Here is a 19696-nt window from a genome sequence, read left to right as displayed (position 1 = left end):
GGGATGTCGTCCTCATGTGTGGTCAAACTTGTATACATGAGCAATGGCAAGCTGCGTGCCAGACATCGGATAAACGTCACTATTTCAATAAAAACAGTTGGTTAATGGTTTTTGTGTGGAAGCTGGGTAAAACCGGTGCGCACCAGTACGGCGCAGAATCACACCAGAAGGCACCAAAATCAGGCCTTAAACCGGGTAAATGACGGGCATTAGTGGCGAGTTGATAGCTTGTATACTAGATAACTTGTTGTTGTGTAATGCTTTTTGTAGGAGTTGGAACGGCAGATGCAATCACCCCGTTGCGTTTGACGACTTATAACCCAACGAAAAGGACGCACAACATGAGCATCAAAAAACACGTGAAAATGGGCCTGTCTGCACTGGCACTGTCTGTCTCCTTCCACGCCATGGCGGCGGAAGACCCCATCAAAGTGGGCATTCTGCATTCCCTCTCCGGCACCATGGCCATCAGTGAAACCGCACTGAAAGACACCATGCTGATGCTGATCGAAAAGCAGAACGCCGAAGGCGGTGTACTGGGCCGCAAACTGGAGCCGGTAGTGGTAGACCCCGCCTCCAACTGGCCGCTGTTCGCTGAGCGGGCACGGGAACTGCTGGAAAAAGAAAAAGTAGACGTGATTTTCGGCAACTGGACCTCGGTTTCCCGTAAATCCGTGCTGCCGGTGGTGGAAGAACTGAACGGCCTGCTGTTCTACCCGGTGCAGTACGAGGGTGAGGAATCTTCTGAAAATGTCTTCTACACCGGCGCTGCGCCCAACCAGCAGGCCATTCCGGCGGTGGATTACCTGAAGAACGAACTAGGCGTTGAACGCTGGGTTCTGGCGGGCACTGATTACGTTTACCCGCGCACCACCAACCGCATCCTGGAGACCTACCTGAAAGACCAGGGCGTGGCCGATGCGGACATCATGATCAACTACACCCCGTTTGGGCATTCCGACTGGCAGTCCATCGTTTCCGACATCAAGAGCTTTGGCAGCGCCGGCAAGAAAACCGCCGTGGTTTCCACCATCAACGGTGATGCCAACGTGCCTTTCTACCGGGAACTGGGTAACCAGGGTGTTTCCGCCGGCGACATTCCGGTGGTGGCCTTCTCCGTGGGTGAGCAGGAGCTTTCCGGCATCGACACCGCGCCGCTGGTGGGCCACCTGGCCGCCTGGAACTACTTCATGAGCGTGGATAACGACGCCAACTACGACTTCATCGACGCCTGGGTTGAGTTCAAAGGCGACGAAAAAGCCGTCACCAACGACCCGATGGAAGCCCACTACATTGGCTTCAACATGTACATCGAGGCGGTGAAGAAAGCCGGCACCACCGATGTCGACGCCATCAAAGACGCGATCATCGGCGTAGCCGTGCCCAACCTCACCGGCGGCATTGCCACCATGATGCCCAACCACCACATCACCAAGCCGGTACTGATTGGCGAGATCCAGGACAACGGCCAGTTCTCCGTGGTCTGGGAAACGCCGTCTACCGTAGCTGGCGATGCCTGGTCTGACTTCCTGCCGGGTTCCAAAGACCTGATCAGTGACTGGCGCGCCCCGCTGCGTTGCGGCAACTTCAACGTCGTAACCGGCAAGTGCGGTGGCTCTGCGGAAGTGGCTTCCAACTAAGCGAACCAACCGGGCAGGTGAGCCTGCCTGCCCGGCTTTTCCACTCTCATTTCAACGCCAACAGGAATGAACCATGAGCATCTTCCGACTGCTCGCCGGGCTCGCTTTGGCCTGGTGCCTGGCCCTGGGGCCGGCGGTGGCCACTGCCCAGGTGCAGGACGACACCGCCCAAACGCTGTTGCAACGGCTCGCAGAAGCCAACAACGCCGAGAAAAGCAAAGTACTGAAACAGATTGCAGAAAGCGGCGACGAACGGGCCCGCAGCTGGCTGGAAGCCTTTGCCGGCGGCCGCCTGGCCACGGTGAAATCCTCCGGTGATGTGGTGCTGGTTACCAGCAACACCGGGCGCAACTGGCAAGTGGCCAGCGCCGTGACCGGTGACAGCATGGGTGAGATGTCTCGCCGGGAGCTGGACAGCATTCGGGTGAACAACGCCCTGCGCAGCCAGGTGGAAGGCATTCTCTCGGTGGTAGACCTGACGGTAGCCGACCACCGCACCCGCCGCGCCGCCGCCCGCCATTTGCTGGGCCGGGTGGATGCGGTAACCGCGCCGTTGATTGAAGAACGGCTTGAGGTGGAAGAAAACGATCGGGTGCGCGATTTGTTGGCCAACGCCCTGGCCATCCACCAACTGGAACAAGGCGACATCAACGCCATCGAACAACTCTCTGGCAGCCTGAACTCCCGCGTGCGGGCTGCTTTGAATAACGCGGCCAGCAGTGACGACCCGGCCATCGCCGCGGCCGCCGAAAAAGCCCTGGCCAGCATTGAACAGAAGCTGAAAATGAACCGCGCCGCCGAAACCCTGTACTTCGGCCTCTCCCTTGGTTCCGTACTGGTACTGGCCGCCATCGGCCTGGCCATCACCTTCGGGGTGATGGGCGTAATCAACATGGCCCATGGTGAACTGATCATGCTGGGTGCCTACACCACCTGGGGCATGCAGCAACTGTTTCCCGGCCAACCGGGCCTGGCGCTGATTCTGTCCATCCCCGCCGGGTTCATGGTGGCCGCGCTGGCGGGCATCATCATCGAGCGCAGCGTGATCCAACACCTCAAAGGCCGCCCGCTGGAAACCCTGCTTGCCACCTTTGGCATCAGCCTGATTCTGCAGCAACTGGTGCGCACTGTGATTTCCCCGCTCAACCGCACCGTGGTTACCCCGGAATGGATGAGCGGCTCCATCATGATCAACGAGGCATTGTCCCTCACCCTCAACCGCCTGTACGTGATCGGCTTTGCCCTGGTGGTGTTCGCCGGGCTGATGCTGATCATGCGCAGAACCCGCCTGGGCCTGGAAGTGCGCGCCGTTACCCAAAACCGCGCCATGGCCCGCTCCATGGGCATCAAGGCCACCAAGGTGGACATCATGACCTTCGCCCTGGGCTCCGGCGTGGCCGGGCTGGCGGGTGTGGCGTTGTCCCAGATCACCAACGTGGGGCCCAACCTGGGCCAGAACTACATCATCGATTCCTTCATGGTGGTGGTGTTCGGCGGCGTGGGTAACCTGTGGGGCACCCTGGTAGCCGGGCTGACCCTGGGCACCATCAACCAGATTCTGGAACCCTGGGCTGGCGCGGTACTGGCCAAGATAATGGTGCTGGTACTGATCATCCTGTTCATTCAAAAACGGCCGCGGGGACTCTTTCCCCAGAAAGGCCGTGCGGCGGAGGGCTGAGTTATGGCGTCATCACAAACCTGGCTGCTCCGGCCCCTGCAGGAGCGTTCCACCCAGATCTTCCTGGGCGTGCTGTTCGGCGCTTTGATAGTAGTCACTTTTCTGCACCTGTTCATGCCACAGGACAGCGCCCTGCACGTAAGTGCCTACACGGTCACCCTGCTGGGTAAATACCTGTGTTACGCCCTGCTGGCGGTGGCGGTAGACCTGGTGTGGGGTTACCTGGGCATTCTCAGCCTGGGCCACGGCGCCTTCTTTGCCCTGGGCGGCTACGCCATGGGCATGTACCTGATGCGCCAGATCGGCGACCGGGGCGTGTACGGCGACCCGGTACTGCCGGATTTCATGGTGTTCCTGAGCTGGGACACGCTGCCCTGGTACTGGCAAGGCTTCGACATGGCCTGGTTTGCCTTCATCATGGTGCTGCTGGCCCCGGGCCTGCTGGCGCTGGTGTTCGGCTTCCTGGCGTTCCGCTCCCGGGTAACCGGGGTGTACCTGTCGATCATCACCCAGGCGCTCACCTTTGCGCTGATGCTGGCCTTCTTCCGCAACGAAATGGGCTTTGGTGGCAACAACGGCCTGACCGACTTCCGGGACATCCTCGGCTTTAACCTGCGCAGCGACGCCACCCGCCTGGGGCTGTTCATCGCCACCGGCATCGCACTGGCCATTGGCTACCTGATTTGCCGGGGCATTGTCACCAGCAAGCTGGGCCGGGTGAGCGTGGCCTGCCGGGACGCGGAAGCCCGCACCCGCTTTTTGGGATACCGGGTAGAACGGGTGCAGCTGTTCGTGTTTGTGGTGTCCGCCATGCTGGCGGGTGTGGCCGGGGCCTTGTATGTGCCGCAAGTGGGCATTATCAACCCCAGCGAATTCTCGCCGCTGTTCTCCATCGAAATCGTGGTGTGGGTGGCCCTCGGTGGCCGCGCAACGCTGTACGGTGCCGTGATTGGCGCCATCCTGGTGAACTACGCCAAAACCGTGTTCACCGGCGTAATGCCGGATGCCTGGTTGTTCGCCCTGGGTGCGCTGTTTGTGCTGGTGACCGTGTTCCTGCCCAAGGGCATTGCCGGCCTGCTGCAAAAGCGCAAAAAAGCCAAAGACGACGACACCACCACCGGGCAGGAGGCCACCGCATGAGCATGTTCGAACAACTGGCGAACCGCGACCGGGTATTCGAATTCCTGGCCCCCGCCGCCTCCCCGGTGGACGTGCGCCACGGCCCCATCCTGTATCTGGAAGACGTGAACGTGAGCTTTGACGGCTTCAAGGCCATCAACAACCTGAACCTGACCATCGACGACGGCGAGCTGCGCTGCATCATCGGCCCCAACGGCGCCGGCAAAACCACCATGATGGACATCATCACCGGTAAAACCCGGCCGGATACCGGCTCCGTGTGGTTTGGCAGCCGCCACAACCTGCTCACCATGAACGAGCCGGACATCGCCAGCCTGGGCATCGGCCGCAAGTTCCAGAAACCCACGGTGTTTGAAGCCCTCACCGTTTTCGAAAACCTGGAACTGGCCATGGCCACCGACAAACGCATATTCCCGACGCTGACCGCCATCATGAAACCGGAATACCGGGACCGAATCGACGAAGTGCTGGAGATGATCAAACTCAAAACCCTGCGGGACAAACCCGCCGGCATCCTCTCCCATGGGCAGAAACAGTGGCTGGAAATCGGCATGCTGCTGATGCAGAAACCCCGGCTGCTGCTGGTGGACGAACCCGTCGCCGGCATGACCGAACAGGAAATGGAACGCACCGCCGAACTGCTCACCAGCCTGGCCGGCAAACAGTCCGTAGTGGTGGTAGAACACGACATGGGCTTCGTGCGTTCCATCGCCCGCCAGGTGACCGTACTGCACCAGGGCAGCGTACTGGCCGAAGGCACCATGGACCAGGTCTCCAACGACCCGGAAGTGATCAAGGTATACCTGGGGGAGGAGGCGTAATGCTCAAGATCCAGAAGCTGAACCAATACTACGGCGAAAGCCACACCCTCTGGGACCTGGACCTGGACATCCCCCAGGGCCAGTGCACCTGCGTAATGGGCCGCAACGGCGTGGGCAAGACCACCCTGATGAAATGCATCATGGGCGAGGAAACCACCAAAAGCGGCAGCATCGAATTTGCCCAGGACGTGGAACTCACCAAAAAGAAGATTGAGGACCGCTCAAGACTGGGTGTTGGCTACGTGCCCCAGGGCCGGCAGATATTCCCGCTGCTGACGGTGGAAGAAAACCTGCGCACGGGTTTGGCCGTGCGTAAGGACGGCAGCAAGAAAATCCCCGAGCGGGTGTATGAGCTGTTTCCGGTGTTGAAGGAAATGAAACATCGCCGAGGGGGTGATCTTTCTGGTGGGCAGCAACAGCAGTTGGCCATTGGCCGGGCGCTGGTGATTGAGCCGAGGCTGCTGATACTGGATGAGCCGGGGGAGGGGATTCAGCCGAATATCGTGGCGCAGATTGGGGAGGTTATTCGCAAACTGATTGAGGAGGATGGGCTGACGGTTTTGCTGGTTGAGCAGAAGTTGCCGTTTGCTCGGAAGTATGCGGATCGGTTTGCCATCCTCGACCGTGGACGGCGGGTTGCTGAGGGAGAGATTGCTGGGCTGAACGATGAACTGATCAAGAAGCATCTGACCGTTTAACCAGTAATATCCAATATATTGGAATAGTAAGTAGTTGAAATAGGCGCCCGAAGCATAGAAGTGAGCACCGCCCTAAATACTGAGCGGTGCTTATAAATTGTTTGCGAGGCGAGGAACTGACGAATAGGTAACACTCCAAGCTTCGTTGAGGATCGAGGCCTCCAAAAAGCAGAATATCGGATGGCACCTATATATCTAGCTTGAACTCAACGACTTCTTCTAGCCAGGGTGGACACTCAGAAAGTTGAGCATTCATCAGATCCTTTGGTTCAATCTTTTTAAGGCCCCCACCATATTTCCGCCAATACAGCTTTAAGATGTTGGTTTCTACATCTTTTAGTAGCTCAAATAGACTGTCGTAGCGCGTTGGATCCCTATCAAGTAACTCCGCAAGACGAGGTTTCGGGTACAATAAAAGATAGTTGTTTGTTGCCACAGCTTTTGAACAGTTCCTTATGAATCTGATAGGAGCAACACCTTCACTGCCTCTACCCATGTAAGTGACTAAAAACGGAGCAGGTTGTCTTCGCTCTTGCTGAGTCCAGACTCTTCTCGACTTGACAAGGGAGCGCTCTTTTATTCCACGCTGATCGGCGAGATCAAGAAAATCGTTCAGCTCTGGAAATCGTTCTCGGAGCTCTTTCTCCGCAATGCTGGTGTCAAAGAGAAAAAGTCTGGGCTCAACATCAGGGGTACCGTCTGGTAGCGAGTCAATTGTGTCGCTCTTTATATAACGTACTTTCGGAATGACTGGTTTCGTAAGTTCGCGTGGGATTTTGTATTGGATCAAATCTTTTTCTTCCATAAGGAAGAAATCGTTAGCGCCGGTAGCTATACCGCGCGTCACGTTGAAAAGCTCTCCCAGAAAAGGCCCTTCTAATAAAGGCTGGTTTTCAAATATACTACCAAAAGTCCACTTTTTCATAGATCTGAGATCTTCTATCTTAAGCAGCTTTTTTGTGCTTGGATCTTCAAGGCTGCCGCCATAACTGATTTTGACGGCCCCATGGATGTTTGGTGAGCGATTCGTAAAAATAAGCACGCATGGAGAAACTTGCGCATTCTCGAATTTCGGCGATTCATCGCTATATATATGCAGGAATTCAAGATCTACTCGACTTGATAGGTATTCTCGAAGCGAGCTCCCGTAATTCGATGACATAAAATCGGACGGAACTAGCCAAGCAGAAATGGCGTTCTCTTGCATCCACGCATGGCTTGCTAGAATAAAATAAATGTAAAGACCGGATTGCCCACTAATATTCATGCCGCTTTCGAAGATCGCCTTCTCTCGAAGTTCTTTGCTATATTTAGAATCTATATGTTGATATCTGACATATGGCGGGTTGGCTATAATTAGAGATCTATGAGGCAAGTTGTCGATGTGTAAGTAATCTCCAGGAAATACTTGTAGCCCCTTGTGCCTCCAGCGTTCCTGGGTATTCTTGGCCCTGATTTTGTTGAGCTCAATTCCTATTGCGCTCTTTATTTCATCTTCTGCGAGTAAATGCTGAAGAATCGAGAAGAATACTCCTGTTCCGATTGCAGGGTCGCCGAAGTGAATCTCAAGCTTTCTATCTCGCGCAATCGCTATAACTTTCTTTGTTATTTCCGTAGCCAATTCCGGTGGTGTAAGATAGAGACCTGTTTTATTGTTCTCTTCGGAATGGAACTTGCTCCAAGACGCCGGATCCTCCAGTGAGGGCTCCGCATGATTCATAGCTACAGCACTTTCTATATGCTCTAAAGCCTTCCGGTAGCCTTTTGTTTCATTCTGAATGCATATACAAACCATGTCGATTATATCTATCTTTTCTTGGTCAGAAAGAGACTCGACTAGATCAGGGTTAAGATTTTGTCCTGTTATTCTCAAGAATAAATTTTTAGTATCTTCTATATAATCTATGGGTTTTTGATACGACTTTTTCTTGCTATTGTTTAAAGAAATCTCAGTGATTTCACTATTCGCTGATAGATCAGCCCTGATGTTCCATGAATATTTGTTAAGAGTTTTTAGAAGTTTACGCGCATAGTCTGCAGATGTTCCATCGTACAGTGTGATATGAAATACACTGTCAGGGTAGTGAGGTTTATGAGCAAGCATTTCAAGTTCATCTGAGGAGCACTTGATGAAGACGGTCTTTCTGGAGCCATCATCTTCATGACAAAGGGCTCCAAAGGAACCCGGCGCCATTAGATCGATATATGTAGGTTTGGCGTTTTCATAAAGCTCAAGATTACTTTCAGAAAGTTTATCGATATATCTAATGGTGATGTGCGGTATGGATGTCGATCTTGGGTTTGATAGCTTTCTAATCAAATCAAGGGCAGGTGTTACGACTTGATTGTCTATATTTAGGACCAATACTTTAGCCAATTTAAATCACCAGATGACGGATAAGCTTTATGTCAGATGACGTCTCTTTGTCAATTTTTTCGAGAAGATCAAACATCAAGTCTCCAAAATGATTGGCACCTTTAAAAAGAGCTTCAACCCTTTCCTTGTTCTCAAACTCTTTGTTTATATCTTCTTCTGATAATCCTGTTTTCTCGATAAACACAGAATACTTTTTAAGAATATCGTTTATTAAACCTGCTGTGTTCGGTAGATTCTTTGCTATCTGCTCTAGGCGTTCTCTCGGCGTCATACGGATTAACTCTTTTATTTTTTGTGAGCTCACCGGCGGTTCTAAGGAACCAATGGCGCAGATTGTTGCGAAGCAGGTTATTACCCTACTATATTTCAGCTTATAGTTCTGGACCTTTCGTTTGGTTCTATCACGAGAGTTTTCTTGTATCTGGCCGTCATTATAGTTCGGTGTGCGTTTATTTTCATAGTTCAGCAGTATCGTTTTCCAATATCTGCATATGTCATTTAGTAAAAATGTTGGTTTAAAATTGTTTTCATGTTGGTCAAAGTCTTTGTAGTAATAGTCTATTACTGAATCAATAAGTTCGTTGTATTCGGTCTCGCCATATAAAAATTTACTTTCTAGCAGTAGAAGCATTCTTGCGGTGAAAAAGTTTTGATGATCGTCGGTAGGGCTACCGAGGTTCTTAAACATTTCATTAGTTGATATTATGTTAAGATACTTGCAGTCTCTAGAGAATTTTGGGAACCCGAGTTCGTCGACGACATCGATAATTTTTCCAAATAGTCTGAGCTCTTTTGTTCGAGGGTCTTCGATTTCCTCTGCTGCAGTAAAAAAGAACATGTCAATGTCGGAGTGTTTACTTGCCTCGTGTCGCGCAAGTGATCCCGCTGCAATTATTGTTAATCTTGGATAAGCCCGAGTTTCACTTAGTTTTGAAAGCTCACCCTTTAGTTCGTCAAGCCTTTTGATTGAGTAGTCTTTCCTATCTTTAAGGATGTCGGGTTGCCTTAAACTGCTCTCGTTCATGCTCATTTAAATCTCACCCTCTGATTCTTTGCATTGGCCCGTAAGGGATTTTGCCCGCTGTTCTACCTCTTTTTTACTTCCAAATGGGATTTCTTCTCTTGCTTTTCGCAATGCACGTCTTTTAAGGTACTTTTCTTGAGCTTTGTCAAAGCTATTTCCCCCAGCATTAGTCGCGGAGGCGCTTATCTGTAGATAGCGAGAAAGACAATGCATTAACGTTGCTTCGTCGATTCTTTTCTGAGGGTTCGAATATTTTGCCTTTTTTAAATCTGATAATAGATCCGTGTACTGCTGGATTGCTTGGAGATGTGTTGCATTTTTTTCTGAGACCGAATACACGTCATACAGAGCGTTCATTATGAATACTAATAATGCCGTTACAGCCACAGATAGCATTACTGGTAATCCGCTCGCGGAAGGTGCGAGCTTGGAAATGAGACCAAAATCCGCGAAGACAACTAGTGTTATAAATGCACCAGAGCACACATTCACAATTTTTTGGAAAGACAACCAATTCTGGGTTTTGTCTTCTAGGATGTCGTGTACCCCACGTTGTAGACGAATGCGGCGAATCAAATCGCTTTCGAGGCTTGGCTCGTAATGAGCTGTATGTTCTTTGCCCACTGGTGGCTAGCTCTCCTATTGAATGGTATTGTTTTATCTTCAAAATGCTGACACGCGAATTTTGCATCTTTTTGGAGTATCAACGCAAACTGTGTCTCAGTGTAGTACATTCCTCGGTCATGTTGTTGATTCTTAGCCGAAACGTAACGGGAGCAGCTAGTGCGGGTTTTTTTTGGTGTTTGTCTCCCTAAGTCTGTCAAAGACGAGTTGATGACCATCAGCGTCCCTATAGAAGGGATCCATTGGCAGTCTGGAAGAGAACTGCATGTCACAGTTTGCTACGTGGGCGAAGTATCGGCTCAGGAAGTTGAAAGAATCAGAAGTAGCCTTAAGGAGATTGCGATTCCGTCGTTTGAGGTTTCGATCATGGGGGTTGGCGTTTTCGGTGCAGAGGGGTCTATTGGACACCTATGGGCCGGCTTAGAGCCTTGGGGGGAGTTGGATGCTCTTCACAACTTCGTTCGGCTTCGGTTAGCCGATATGAATGTGAGCATAAGCCACTTGCGATACCACCCACACATAACTCTTGCCCGATTTTCGAATGAGAGATCGAAGAGCTTGGGCACCATTTTAGAAAAAAACAGAGACCGTTGCTTTCAATCGTTTAAAGTGACTGAGGTTGTTCTCTTTAAGAGCATTCCCGGTAAATTTCGTTCTACCTACCAACGGTTGTCCACCATGCCCCTGATTGGAGATGCATAACAGAATGTCGAACTAACATTATTATCTAGTTTGATGTAGTAACTGCACGATGTGGTAGTGCGATGACTCTGGGTCAATATAGGTGATGCAAATACGGAATTGCATTTTTTCGTAGAGCGCCAGCGTAGGTTGGTTGGCCTGAATTTCTATGGCACCATCCGCTACGGATGCTCTCGGCAATTCCCTAGCCGGTTTCACCTACTGTGCAACACCAACGGAACCGTCTTTGCTGCTTCACTCCTGGTATTTGAATCACGTTATCGTTGGAGCGAAAGAAACCGGCGTTCCCGCTGACTAACTGGATGCCATTGCAGCCACACCAAGCCAGGAAAACCCTGATCGCAGACGGGATGCGAGAGAGCGGGGGCAACTACAGCTCGCTATCGGGGCGCGGGCCGACTGTTCCAAGTCTAACGCATTGTGAGTGACGAGAACCCAGCGCTGGAGTTTAGTAAAGTTCAGGGGGTGAGCCTCCAGCGACGATCTGGCGATTTCTAGCAGGATTTCCTGTTATTTCTATAGAGGTCCTAATTAGGGTGTGCTGCTTTCTTTAGGGTATGGTTACAGTTCAGACTGATTCGCTCGGCGCGAAATAGCACTTGCGCTCTCATATAGGGGGGAGCAATAAGGTCATCTATGAAACAGGAAACCGACTTGGTGTCAGAGTTGACGCTAGTAACTTTCACGGGCGGCGTCTCGAAATAAAATCTCCCCTGTTGGCTTGGGGCTGCATATTGGCTAAGATTAGGGCCTTTCTGCTTCTTGGTTCTTGCGATGTAGCCATCGCTGAATCGTCTCTCTAGTTTCGTTTGAAACGCACTTGTTTTTATGTTTTTTTATTTCGACAATTTCCAGCTTAGTGCCTCGCCTCTTGAGCTCCATTGTGGCTCGCTCCTCTAGGTGAACCCGGAATAATAGGCTCTTCCCTGTAATTGCCTTATTTACGTAAGTCCCGATGCAATGCTCCATTTCTTTCCCTTCTTCAATCAGTTGGTTCGCGCTTTCTATCCGCTCAAGCCAGCTTGGAGTATCTATATTGGGGTCTTTAAATGTTATGTCAGGATCAAATTTAGTGTTCGACCTTACTGTTAATGCTACCCAGTGGTCATGTAACAGTTTTAGTTTTTCTTCATTTTCGCACTGCATTAACATGTTTCTAGCATTCTTAATATTGAGTCGATTTCCCATCTCTATTGTGTCTTCAAATAGTCGATCAACATTGCTAAGCCTTCTTGTGAAGTCCGACATTCTTCGATGGTCTTTTTTACACCAATTCCACGCTATTTTGGAAGAGGAAAGCTTTGGGTATCTTTCGTCTATGTATAATGCTTGAATAGGTATAGTGTCCCAGTGCTTAAATTTCGATATAGTTAGGTCGTTGCGGGCCTTCTTTTTAATTAAATCGAGCTCGTTTCGCTCGCCGTTTAACGTAACGATCTTTTCAAGAAATTTTACTGTTCTTTGTTTTTCTGAATTTAGTGTGAGCGCTGTAAGTTTTTTTCTTTTTACGCCAAAAATTCGCTCTAGTAAATTCTTGGAATAGCAAGATTCACTATTGATTCGATCTAAAACTATCCAAAACAATGCCTCGTTGCTCAAGATCATTTGTTGTGCTCGATTAGATTCAGCGCATGACTTTATGGCCGTCAGCTGGAGGTGTTTCAATTTGACCAGCTTGTTTAGTGCCTCGTTAGATATGGTTTTGGGTAGCTTCCCTATTAGATGGTCATGTATTGACTCCTGGTTATTGGTAAATATCGCAAAGCCTGGATCAATCTCTTTTTCTACGTTCCCATATGCTTCGATAATAATGTTTATATTATTATCTGATATTGATAGTTTTACTTTGCAATCTAGAGATGGTTGAAAGTTGATCTCTATATCTACATTCTCGCCAGCTGACGTGTCGTCTTTTGATGTTTCAGTCGCGTTGTTTTTGCACATTTTCTTTGAGGTCTTCAATTAGTTCAGATAGTTTCCGGTTTTGTTCCTCGGAGAAGGAATGAGAAAAATGTGATTGCGTAATTTCAAGTTCCAAAAGCCTAGATTCGGCAACGATTAGATGAACGCGATTTAGGTGGTCTATTGCCTGGCGTCCATCCTCTGCAAGCTTACCTAGCTCAAACTCGATCGGTCCTATTTTAGCGCGACCAGATTGTCCGGAAACCAATCTTTCCATGAGCAAAGTTATTGGCTTTCGCAAGCAAAATATAGCAACTATTGCAACGATTTCCCACGAAGCGAGGACTTCGATTAACGGTTGAATTTGCGACAAAATTTCGACCTTTCTATTTCTTTAAGTGTTTGCGACTTAGTTTATGAACCATAATATTAGCAAAAGAATAGTGAAAACAAGCATTGGGAGCAGTGACATCAACACGCGGCGGGCTGTCAATTTGGCTGATGATTAGTAAACCTGAAACAGACCTGTATTTATGAGTCAGTGTCCTCATCCTGAGGTGCCGGATTACTCTCAGCTTTAGAGATTTTCGGAGGCGGCGGGGTCCAAGCCTTCAACAGCTGCCCCGCCTCTTGATAAAAATGTGGCACCGCTTTCTCCAACTCCTCAACAAAAACCTTCCGCCCGCTGAACTTCCCGGCCAGATCCACCTCGTAAACCACTTCCAGCGTCGTGGCAGCGGTGTTGGAGGTATCAGATTCCAGCAACTCCGGTGCATCCCGTAAGTCTTTCAGTGGCTTGTAGGTTGTTTCTGCTTTGCCGGGTCTGGTGGCACGGATAAAAAATCCGGCGGGTTCTGTCTTCTTCAGTTGGCGTAAGAGCCAGTTCACCCTGGCTTTGGTGCTCTGTTTGTCCTTCGGTGCCGTCAGGCGCATGGAGCAGTAAATCATTCGTCGCTGGAGGTCTGCGGTTACTTCCAGGTCCGCCGCTGCGTTGATGATGTTGAGTGCGCAGTGCAGGGCGGGTGTTTTACAAAATGCGTCGGCATCGTCTTTCAGGCGTTTGGCAGGGTCCAGGCGGTGGTCGTTTTTCAGTTTCAGGGAAACGTCGCTGCCGGTCATCCGGGACATGATCAGGCAAAGGTCCCGTTGTTCCTGATGCCAGGCGGCGATGGTGTTCTGTACCTCATCACTGGTTTTCGCCAGCGTGGCGTTGCTCTTCACCTTGTTGACGACGTCTTTCCACTCGGCGTTCATCTGGTCGAAATGGCTGATTCCGGAGCGGTCGCTTTCAAGGTAGCGCAGTATTTCGCTGAGGATGAATACCTGGTCCTCATCTTCAACGCCGTCGTTCTTGAGCAGTAGCTGGCACTGGGTGCGAATGAAGGCCCACGACCAGTGGAAAAGCGCGACGGATTTGGTGGCGGTCTTCGGGAGCTTTACCGGGTGGTGAGTTGGCAGCGCGGCGAACTGGTTGGTGATGGTGATCACGGCATCGAGTTTGTGGGTCTTGGCCTGTTGCAGGTAGCGCGACACTTGTTCTTCGCCGATGGTGTCGTTGTTCACCTTGGCCTCTATCAGTGCCCGCCATTCACGTTTGCCTGTGCGAAGTATCAGGAGACCGTCTGGGCGATCTTTGTTCTTGATGGCTTTCTTGTCTTCGTTCTGGAATACCGGCTCTATCCAAGCCTCCAGGGTTGCGCTGGTTCCGACTCGCACGTTCAGGGATTTAAGCAGGGACTGGCGAAGCTCAAGTACGGAGCGTAGGCCTGCGAGGATAATGGAGACGGACTTTTGTTCCCTGACGCTGTCGGCAGTAATAGGGATCAGGCGCGCGGGTTCTCCGCCGATAAGGAATTCGGGACGGACTGCCATGGGTAGCTCCATGCTTTTTATAGATTTAGTTTCCGTTAAAGCTTAGCAGCGTTAACGCTGCTCATCTGAATCTAAAGTAAGAAAATGTAAAATCGTCGATTAGCATTGGAGTTGTCCAAGCCAAGGACACATTGTCTGAGTTGAAGCGGCCGCCCCTCCTGAGCGACGGGTGGCAAGATACTGGAGAACATGGAATGGATTACAAACATTGGCTCGATTTCGCACCTGCTGCGCTTTCTGCCATTGCTGGTGTTGCGGCTGCAGTTGCTGCATTCAACTCCCTAAAGGTCAGTCGAGAGTCCAAATTGATTGCTGAGAAGAGTGCACTATCGATTGCACACAGCGAGGCAGCCCGGAAGCTTTCTGAGGTATCCGACTGCTTTGCCGTTCAAACTGTAGATTTGCATCACAGCGCTATGGCGGTATGGACAGATTTTCCGAGAGAAGTCGAACAGTACGACTGTCGCAAAGCCGGAGGTGAAGACCCGCGCCCTATCCGGCATGTGGTGAGTAATGTGGCTGAGATGCTCGAGAGATATTCCTCAGATGATGGCAGGCAATACCGGTCTGCCCGACACTATATTTTTTCTGTAATCCGTAATGGGATGGGTAAGCTGTCAAACGCTGAGTATGAACACTTGCTAAGGCGTGCAGATGGCTCTTGTGTTGATTTTGAGTCGACTTTGGGTCCACCAAACCGGCAAAAGAGCATATCTGATTCACCGGCTTTCAGATGGGGGTATTATCAGTTAGAAAGAAGGGTTGGGACTGATATGTGGAGCAGAGTATGGATCAATGCCTGGTCTCCGGGTGGGCAACTCAGGAGATTCAGTGATGAACTTGAGCAGGTCAAGCCAATGCTTGAGAACCATCTGAGCTCCCTAGAGAGCGAGAAACGACGACTAAAAAACACGGTGTTCCCGATCGACGATAACGAGTATCTGTACAGGGCGTACTCAGATGCAATTGCAATTCTTGACGGGTTGCTTGAATTCGCCAGGTTGGATCTTTTTGATGGCTATGTAGATGACCCACATCCATCTGACTTAATCCCTTTGGTTATCTCATCATGTGCTGCTGCGATCTTCACCGCCCGTGCAATTGATAATTTTAAGCGAACAAGAGAATAGTCCGCGTGGGGTAGTTTTTTGGTATTTGATCATCCAGCCAAAGCTGTCGGGTGCTAGGTCCCGCGGTATTTCCGGGGCAGGTAAGCCGATCGGTGTAATTGCAGACAACCAAAGTAGAATCTGCCCCGAAGCCCTTCAGGCTCTACCGTGCTCACACCTGATTTGCCCCGCATTAAGTTCTGCTGAGTAGGCTGAAAGTTCATGACGATGGCGTGATGGGTGAAATTATGCAACCACTCGTGTAATCCATCCCCACTCATGTAGTTTCATCAATCCGATTTGCGCTTGAACGCCGGTCGAAAGCGTAGATAATGCCCGGGCTTCTCCCGTGCCTTAACGGCGGGGTTTTGATCTTGTTGGAGGTGAACTGAATGCAAGTCGGCAATTTAATGAAAGTATTAAACTTGTTTCGCCAGAAGGAGGAAGATATCCCTATAGGTACGATTCTGGCGTTTCTCTACTTGATGGATCGTGGCGAGGCAACAGTGAGCAACCTTGATAGCTACTTCAACCTCGGAAAATCACGCGCGTCCCGAAACATGAGGAACCTCACTGATCGAGCAAGGCCTGGCAAGGCTGGAATCGGAGTGGCCTCTTACGAGCCCGATCCAAATGACTTTAGGGTAGCCATTTTCAAACTCAATGATGAGGGCGAGCAGCTCGCTCAGGAAATTCGAGATCTTTTGAAAGCAAGCGGCTTACGCACTGAGACTTGAGACCGATCTGTGGCATCTGCAGAGCCTTCGGTGACTCAGGCTCTGCAATTAACTGACAGCTTTTGGAAGGCCTATTTTTCGGGGCTTTTGATGTAGAAGACGCTCTTATCCCGAACACTCATCTCAAATAATTCACTCGCACGAATCAAATCACTCAGCTTCTTGTACCCATAGTTCACCGGGGAGAAGGAGCTGTTGTTGGAAATATACTGCCCAACCTTGCCCAGGTGCGCCCAGCCGTCGTCATCGGCGGTTTGTTCCACGGCCGTTCGCAGCGTCCGCACCAGAACCGTGTCACCCCTCAGCTCGTTGCGCGTGCGCTTTGCCGTGGCGGTTGGTTTCGTGGTGTCGCCGCTTTCATTGTCGCCTTGCTCTTCGGTGTCTTCCCGCAGGTTTTCCGTATAGATGAACTGGGAGCAGGCGTTGACGAATGGCATGGGTGTTTTGCGCTCGCCGAAGCCAAAGACCGGTAGGCCAGCTTCAAGAATACGCATGACGAGCGGCGTGAAGTCGGAATCGCTGGTCATCAGCGCGAAAGCGTTGACGTTGCCGCTGTAGAGCAGATCCATGGCGTCTATGATCATGGATGCGTCAGTCGCGTTTTTGCCGGTGGTGTAGGCAAATTGCTGAATTGGCCGAATGGCGTTGGCGTGCAGTTTTTCAATCCAGCCCCCCAATTGAGGACCATTCCAGTTGCCATGGGCATGGCGCACGTTCACAGCGCCGTACTTGGCAAGTTCCTGAAGCACGCCCTCAATGGATTGATGGCTGACGTTGTCGCAGTCGATCAGGAGCGCAATTTTGTAGTTGTTGTTCATCGTGTTTGGGCTTTCCCTGTCTTGGATGAAACTAGCCTAGAGGGCAGAGCGGTAAACTTCCATGCGGAAATTGATGTTCACCTGGTTGCGGCATGCCATTCCGTCGAACTCCAGCTGCCTGTCACGAAGGGCCTGGGCGATTTTGTCCAATGACTGTTTTAGCCAGCCGCGAGTAAAAACCGATATACCCATGGTAAGCCCTGTTACCAACTCCTTCATGCGGGCGTTGCATTTGATGAGCTCTTCCATGGCCAGCTCAACAGTATTAAGCGTTCGTTCGTTGAAGCTGTGCTTCAATGTGCGTAGCTCGTTGTCGTCGAAAAGTATGCTGATGACCGTCGCTAGGTTATCTCTTTCTTCTCTGGTTAGCATATTACTGTCCCCCGATTCCTTTCAGGATTTCGTGTTCGATTTCTTCCCAACTGAAGTTGTCCAGTACCAGTTGAGTAAACAGGTCCGGCTTATCCGATGAGGTGAGCATGATGATGGTTTTCTTCGGATTGAAAGCGATATAGGCGGTGATCTTGCCCACGGTTACCACGCTGGTTTCCTTTTCTGCCGTCGGTTCCAGGGTCATTCTGATGACGCCTTCGAGCTCCTTCCGAAACTCGGGGTTCTGAACTGCACTGAGGTCGCGATTGAAGATATAGCTGGGCGCCTTATTCATTTGAATGGCGGGATTGCCCCAGTCATCGGATGTAACAACCGTGGCAAAAAGACCTTTGCGTTTGTTGTACAGAATGAGCTCGCCATCACTGCCGATGAAGGTTGCACCGGCCAGTGATTCAAGGGGGAGCTTGATAGGGTGCGCTTTGCGGCTGATGGTGACGCCGGGTGTCTCTGTACGTGGCTCGACAGGATCAAGCACACTGAGTTTGGGAGAGGCGCAGGCCGAAGCTGACAGGCATAGCAGCAGGGCCAAAGCGGTTGTTCCGAGTCGCTTCATGTTCCGGTTCCTTTGGAGAATTTTCAGTCCTTTGGGCGAAAGTCTACTGTTTGAACATGCGGATGGAAAGGGGGCAGTCCTGGTGTAACTATCACGACGCCTATTAAAGCAGGGTGGGCTTTGGGGATGACCTGCCCCGGTTTTGCTACAGTTATGACTCCAGGCTCCTGAGTAAATAGCGCAGACACAGAGGCAGCATGAAGTATTTTGCTTACGGCTCGAACATGTCACTCCTCAGGTTGAGAGAGCGGGTTCCAAGCGCGGAGCGAATCGGTAGGTTCACACTCGTTGAGCATGCCCTTCGGTTTCACAAGTGGAGCAGGAAAGACCAATCCGCGAAATGCGACGCACTGTTTACCGGAAATCCGGAGGACGTTGTCATTGGCGCACTGTTTGAGATACCGCGCAGCGAAAAAGGCCCGCTGGACAGGGCTGAGGGGTTGGGTTTCGGTTACGAGGAAAAGCGGGTCACGGTTACGGATGCTCTTGGGAATGCCGTTGATGCTTTTACCTACTGCGCAACGTCAACGGATCCCTCTTTGTTGCCTCACTCCTGGTATTTGAATCACGTCATCGTTGGTGCGAAAGAAACCGGCGCTCCCGCTGACTACCTTGAGGCCATTGCGGCCACGCGAAGCCAGGAAGACCCTGACCGAAAACGGGATGCGAGGGAGCGGGCCATCTACGGTTAAAAGCAGCCCGCCTGCTCGTAGTATTCCATTAGTGTCCCCAGGCGACGATCCGTCATGGGAAAATCGGGACAGGTTTAATTTCGCGACGTCTCTGATGGCTCAGGAAAGAAGATCCAGAAAAAGCAGATCTGCCCGGGTTTCGCCTTCGCTCAGTCAGCGTCATTTACCTTGTAAACTGAAGCAGTCCAATTCCAATACGAATTGCCGCGTTAACTTTTTCAGCCGCCTTGTGTGTTGGTCTGCCGTGAGAAAGCCCTCCGCATCGAAACAATCTTCTGCAAAAGGAATAGAAAGTTGGTCAGGCGAGACAAAGGCACCAACATTCGAGAACAACTGCCTCGAAGCTTGCAGCCCTCGTACTCCACCTAACTTACCTGGCGATGCAGACATTAATAACACCGGCTTACGTCGAAACGGTCCGGCTACTAGATGGTCAGGAACAGGTCGTGAAAGCCAATCGACTAGATTCTTGAGTAATGGCGTAAAGAAACCGTTGTATTCGGGGGAGGTGACAATGAAGCCTCTGGCCGTACTAATTTGTTCATGTATAAGACAAAGATCCTTAGGCAATCCATTCCGATCTTCACTATCTCCATTATATAAAGGAATGTCGAAGTTACGCAGGTCTAGGAAAGTCGAAGACACTCCCTCACTCTCTAATTCATTTACAACAGATTTAGCAAGCATAACGTTAATTGAGTGATCACGTAGGCTGCCCGAGAAAACAATAATATTACCTGTTTGGCTCATACCAAGGCTCCATTAGTTAATTTTTTGCTCCGGATTTATAGCACTGGTCTAGACTCTAATCAATAATTGATCTGCTGAGAAAATAATATCTAAAAAAGAGCAATTTTTTCCAATACTGTTATGACTTGATTCCGGAGAATGTACTCAAAGTCTATTCAATGGAGCT

19 protein-coding genes are annotated in these 19696 nt (G+C 50.7%); 9 read left to right on the top strand and 10 right to left on the bottom strand.

The window, feature by feature from the left end:
• The first annotated feature begins 341 nt into the window (after window positions 1–341).
• From urtA to urtE, 5 genes are all read left to right on the top strand, one after another.
• On the top strand, window positions 342–1640 hold the full coding sequence (urtA, locus tag FIV08_RS14660; protein WP_152438870.1) for an urea ABC transporter substrate-binding protein: 1299 nt from the start codon (window positions 342–344) through the stop codon (window positions 1638–1640).
• 73 nt (window positions 1641–1713) lie between these two features.
• A complete protein-coding gene (gene urtB / locus FIV08_RS14655; RefSeq protein ID WP_152438869.1) occupies window positions 1714–3318 on the top strand; it encodes an urea ABC transporter permease subunit UrtB in 1605 nt (534 codons plus the stop codon).
• A gap of 3 nt (window positions 3319–3321) precedes the next feature.
• Window positions 3322–4458 (top strand): urea ABC transporter permease subunit UrtC, encoded by a 1137-nt coding sequence (urtC, locus tag FIV08_RS14650; RefSeq protein ID WP_152438868.1) that lies wholly within the window; start codon window positions 3322–3324, stop codon window positions 4456–4458.
• Complete coding sequence (urtD, locus tag FIV08_RS14645) at window positions 4455–5279, top strand: urea ABC transporter ATP-binding protein UrtD (protein ID WP_152438867.1); 825 nt, start codon at window positions 4455–4457, stop codon at window positions 5277–5279. The genes urtC and urtD overlap by 4 nt, the downstream gene beginning before the upstream one ends.
• The gene (urtE, locus tag FIV08_RS14640; protein ID WP_152438866.1) at window positions 5279–5977 is read left to right on the top strand and encodes an urea ABC transporter ATP-binding subunit UrtE; all 699 of its coding nucleotides are present in this window, start codon (window positions 5279–5281) and stop codon (window positions 5975–5977) included. Before urtD ends, urtE begins: the two co-directional genes overlap by 1 nt.
• 187 nt (window positions 5978–6164) lie before the next feature.
• Here the strand turns inward: urtE and FIV08_RS14635 are convergent, their stop codons facing one another.
• Genes FIV08_RS14635 through FIV08_RS14625 form a run of 3 tightly spaced genes read right to left on the bottom strand, consistent with a single transcriptional unit; the run spans window position 6165 to window position 10002 of the window.
• On the bottom strand, window positions 6165–8354 hold the full coding sequence (locus tag FIV08_RS14635) for an Eco57I restriction-modification methylase domain-containing protein (RefSeq protein WP_152438865.1): 2190 nt from the start codon (window positions 8352–8354) through the stop codon (window positions 6165–6167).
• Window position 8355: 1 nt separating this feature from the next.
• Window positions 8356–9384, bottom strand: coding sequence for a nucleotidyltransferase domain-containing protein (locus tag FIV08_RS14630; RefSeq protein WP_152438864.1), 1029 nt, complete (start codon window positions 9382–9384; stop codon window positions 8356–8358).
• Complete coding sequence (locus tag FIV08_RS14625; RefSeq protein ID WP_152438863.1) at window positions 9385–10002, bottom strand: hypothetical protein; 618 nt, start codon at window positions 10000–10002, stop codon at window positions 9385–9387.
• A 159-nt stretch (window positions 10003–10161) separates the two neighbouring features.
• Here FIV08_RS14625 and thpR point away from each other — a divergent pair, with 159 nt between their 5' ends.
• Entirely contained in the window at window positions 10162–10704 is a 543-nt protein-coding gene (gene thpR, locus FIV08_RS19990) for an RNA 2',3'-cyclic phosphodiesterase (protein ID WP_152438862.1), read from the top strand.
• A gap of 744 nt (window positions 10705–11448) precedes the next feature.
• On the opposite strand, the gene FIV08_RS14615 is transcribed toward thpR, so the two are convergent.
• The 3 genes from FIV08_RS14615 to FIV08_RS14605 form a co-directional block, all read right to left on the bottom strand.
• Window positions 11449–12648 (bottom strand): PcfJ domain-containing protein, encoded by a 1200-nt coding sequence (locus FIV08_RS14615; RefSeq protein ID WP_152438861.1) that lies wholly within the window; start codon window positions 12646–12648, stop codon window positions 11449–11451.
• Window positions 12626–12979, bottom strand: coding sequence for a hypothetical protein (locus tag FIV08_RS14610; RefSeq protein WP_152438860.1), 354 nt, complete (start codon window positions 12977–12979; stop codon window positions 12626–12628). The genes FIV08_RS14615 and FIV08_RS14610 overlap by 23 nt, the downstream gene beginning before the upstream one ends.
• A gap of 158 nt (window positions 12980–13137) precedes the next feature.
• Complete coding sequence (locus FIV08_RS14605) at window positions 13138–14478, bottom strand: hypothetical protein (protein WP_228715427.1); 1341 nt, start codon at window positions 14476–14478, stop codon at window positions 13138–13140.
• 194 nt (window positions 14479–14672) lie between these two features.
• Between FIV08_RS14605 and FIV08_RS14600 the strand changes: the two genes are divergently transcribed.
• A complete protein-coding gene (locus FIV08_RS14600) occupies window positions 14673–15608 on the top strand; it encodes a hypothetical protein (protein ID WP_152438859.1) in 936 nt (311 codons plus the stop codon).
• Between the two features lie 371 nt (window positions 15609–15979).
• Window positions 15980–16324 carry a hypothetical protein gene (locus FIV08_RS14595; protein ID WP_152438858.1) on the top strand — a complete coding sequence of 115 codons (345 nt, stop codon included), beginning with the start codon at window positions 15980–15982 and terminating at the stop codon, window positions 16322–16324.
• A gap of 71 nt (window positions 16325–16395) precedes the next feature.
• Here the strand turns inward: FIV08_RS14595 and FIV08_RS14590 are convergent, their stop codons facing one another.
• The 3 genes from FIV08_RS14590 to FIV08_RS14580 are packed head-to-tail and all read right to left on the bottom strand — an operon-like array spanning window position 16396 to window position 18088.
• Window positions 16396–17142, bottom strand: a complete 747-nt coding sequence (locus FIV08_RS14590) for an NYN domain-containing protein (RefSeq protein ID WP_152438857.1) — start codon at window positions 17140–17142, stop codon at window positions 16396–16398.
• A 36-nt stretch (window positions 17143–17178) separates the two neighbouring features.
• Window positions 17179–17514, bottom strand: a complete 336-nt coding sequence (locus FIV08_RS14585) for a hypothetical protein (protein ID WP_152438856.1) — start codon at window positions 17512–17514, stop codon at window positions 17179–17181.
• A 1-nt stretch (window position 17515) separates the two neighbouring features.
• The gene (locus FIV08_RS14580; protein WP_152438855.1) at window positions 17516–18088 is read right to left on the bottom strand and encodes a hypothetical protein; all 573 of its coding nucleotides are present in this window, start codon (window positions 18086–18088) and stop codon (window positions 17516–17518) included.
• A gap of 197 nt (window positions 18089–18285) precedes the next feature.
• Here FIV08_RS14580 and FIV08_RS14575 point away from each other — a divergent pair, with 197 nt between their 5' ends.
• Window positions 18286–18780 (top strand): gamma-glutamylcyclotransferase family protein, encoded by a 495-nt coding sequence (locus FIV08_RS14575; RefSeq protein ID WP_152438854.1) that lies wholly within the window; start codon window positions 18286–18288, stop codon window positions 18778–18780.
• A 159-nt stretch (window positions 18781–18939) separates the two neighbouring features.
• Here the strand turns inward: FIV08_RS14575 and FIV08_RS14570 are convergent, their stop codons facing one another.
• Window positions 18940–19530, bottom strand: coding sequence for an NADPH-dependent FMN reductase (locus FIV08_RS14570; protein ID WP_152438853.1), 591 nt, complete (start codon window positions 19528–19530; stop codon window positions 18940–18942).
• Window positions 19531–19696: the final 166 nt, after the last annotated feature.

Origin of the sequence: Marinobacter sp. THAF197a, from assembly GCF_009363275.1 — a bacterium.
Taxonomy (GTDB): domain Bacteria; phylum Pseudomonadota; class Gammaproteobacteria; order Pseudomonadales; family Oleiphilaceae; genus Marinobacter.
The sequence above is the reverse complement of the archived record's forward strand: the minus strand, read 5'-3'. Positions and strand labels throughout refer to the sequence as shown.